This window comes from Arthrobacter sp. AL05 (genome assembly GCF_029960715.1).
Lineage (GTDB): Bacteria > Actinomycetota > Actinomycetes > Actinomycetales > Micrococcaceae > Arthrobacter.
Map to the genome: position 1 here is coordinate 1 of NZ_JASBRC010000051.1, position 1,313 is coordinate 1,313.

Here is a 1,313-nt window from a genome sequence, read left to right on the forward strand (position 1 = left end):
GCGGGCTTCGGTCTCCGCGGCAAGCTTGACCGTCCGCCGTTCCCGGCGGCGATCATTAAGCAGGCAGAGCCCGATGGCCGTGAAGAACAACACCAGCATGGGCACGGCAAGATAGAACATACTCGTGGCATCCGCGCCCGGCGCGGCCATGGCGGCAAACAGACACACGAGGAACACAGTGATCCGCCAGCTCTTGAGGAGTTGGGCGCCCTTGACCAGCCCGGCCAGGTTCAGGCCGAACAGGACCACAGGGAGCAGGAACGCGATGCCGAACGCGAGGAGCAGGCGCAGGACGAAGGACAGGTAGATCTGGGCGCTGATGAAGTTGGAGCCCCCGGCGGGAGTGAAATCCGTCAACACCCGCACGGCGTTCGGCAGCACGAGCCAGGCCAGGGCCACGCCGCCGAGGAACAGCGGCACGGCTGCCGCGACGAACGACAAGGCGAGCCGGCGTTCCTTCTTATGCAGGCCCGGGACGATGAACGCCCAGAGCTGGTAGAGCCAGACCGGACTGGCGAGGATCAGGCCCAGGAACACGGATACTTGGATCAACAGGTCGAAGGAGCTCGCCACGCCGTCGAAGTTCAGCGTGGCCTGCCGGCCCTCATGTTCGTTCAGATCCCGGATCGGCTTGATGAGCGCCGTAAGAAAGGGCTGGTATACGAGGAAGCCGACGACGGTCCCCAGCACGACGGCGACCGCAGCCTTGAAAAGCCGGTTCCGCAACTCCTTGAGGTGGTCCAAGAGCGCCATCCGCCCCTCAGGGTTGGATCGGCTGCTCTTACCGGCTGCCATGGTGTCTTAGGCGCGGGTCGGCGGCGGTACGTCGGTTCCGTCTCCGGTAAGGCTTTCGACCCCCGTGGACTTCGGGTGGTTCACGGTCCGGCCCTCGACGGGTTCGGCGTCCGCGGCGTTCTTCTCAGGAGGGCCCTCCTCCTTCATCTCGCGGACTTCGGACTTGAAGATACGCATCGATTGGCCCAGGCTCCTGGCCATTCCCGGCAGCTTCGGTGCAGCAAAAAGCACCAGAACGAGAACGATGATGATGATCAGATGCCAGCCCTCAAGCCTCATGACGGAAGTCCTTTCCTGTCACTGAATTCTACGTCGAACTGAGTTCGGTGTCGCGTCGATACCGGACCGCCCGGCCCCCGGTCATTCGCACTCCTCAGACGGTGCAATCCCCGAGTTTCTGGCATCTGCTGTCGGTCATGGAGCCCGGGCACGGCGATACTTTGCTGCCGATCGGACGCTTAGCTGTATTAACCACGGAGGTTAGTGACGCGGCTTGCTGGTGGCTGACCCTTGAGTGA

At 63.2% G+C, this 1,313-nt stretch carries 2 protein-coding genes; both read right to left on the reverse strand.

Annotated elements, in window-relative coordinates:
* Positions 1–753 (reverse strand): twin-arginine translocase subunit TatC (gene tatC / locus QK287_RS18380; protein ID WP_282361131.1); only part of this gene is annotated, 753 nt, incomplete at its 3' end.
* 48 nt (positions 754–801) lie between these two features.
* Positions 802–1,074: a Sec-independent protein translocase subunit TatA gene (gene tatA / locus QK287_RS18385; RefSeq protein ID WP_282361130.1), complete on the reverse strand. Its 273-nt coding sequence runs from the start codon at positions 1,072–1,074 to the stop codon at positions 802–804.
* Between the last annotated feature and the right edge of the window lie 239 nt (positions 1,075–1,313).